General features: G+C 31.2%; 1 protein-coding gene. It reads left to right on the top strand.

Features of this window, described 5'->3' with window-relative positions:
- Positions 1-120: 120 nt before the first annotated feature.
- The coding region (locus tag IDG60_RS15590) for an ABC transporter substrate-binding protein (RefSeq protein WP_346767041.1) at positions 121-1,076 on the top strand (956 nt) is incomplete at its 3' end.

The raw sequence follows: 1,076 nt of genomic DNA, 5'->3' as shown, positions 1-1,076 counted from the left end.
GTTTTTTAAATTACTGAAATTGATTAAATGCATAAATAACTGAATATTCTAAAAATAAACTTGTAATAATTTTTTCTATGAGTAAACTAAAAAGAAAAAATTAGATTGAAAGTAGGAGGCATATGTACGGGGAAGCTTATTAAATATATTTCAATACTTCTTATTGTCGTTTTAGTGTTGAGCGCTTGCGGAAAAAGCAGTAATAAAGATGAAGGAGTAAAAGATGCTACTAAAACAGAAGCGTCAAAACATAAAGGTGGTACGCTAAATGTAGCGTTAACAGCACCGCCAAGTGGTGTTTATTCTTCGTTATTAAATAGTACACATGCGGATGCTGTAGTTGAAGGATATTTTAATGAAAACTTATTAACAATTGATAAAAAAATACGTCCTAAATCATATATTGCTTCATGGAAGGACATCGAGCCGGCTAAGAAAATAGAATTTAAAATTAAAAAAGGTATTAAATGGCATGATGGTAATGAATTGAAAATTTATGATTGGATTTATTCAATTGAAGTCTTAGCTAACAAGGATTACGAAGGTGCTTATTATCCAAGTGTAGAAAATATCCAAGGTGCAAAAGATTATCATGAAGGAAAAGCTGATCATATTAGCGGATTGAAGAAAATAGATGACTACACAATGCAGGTTACATTTGATAAAAAGCAAGAAAATTACTTAACAGGATTTATTACTGGACCTTTATTAAGTAAAAAATATTTATCAGATGTACCAATTAAAGATTTAGCGAAATCAGATAAAATCCGAAAATATCCTATTGGTATTGGACCATATAAAGTTAAGAAAATCGTCCCAGGTGAGGCTGTTCAACTTGTTAAATTTGATGATTATTGGCAAGGTAAGCCTGCATTAGACAAAATCAATTTAAAAGTTATTGATCAAGCTCAAATTATTAAGGCAATGGAAAAAGGCGATATTGATGTTACGAATGATGCTACCGGTGCAATGGCAAAAGATGCTAAGTCATCTAATGCTGGTCTCAAGGTATTATCTGCGCCAAGCTTAGACTACGGTTTAATAGGATTCGTATCTCATGATTACGATAAAAAAGC

It is taken from the genome of Staphylococcus sp. EG-SA-2 (genome assembly GCF_017152085.1).
This window is presented reverse-complemented; position numbering and strand designations above follow the sequence as displayed.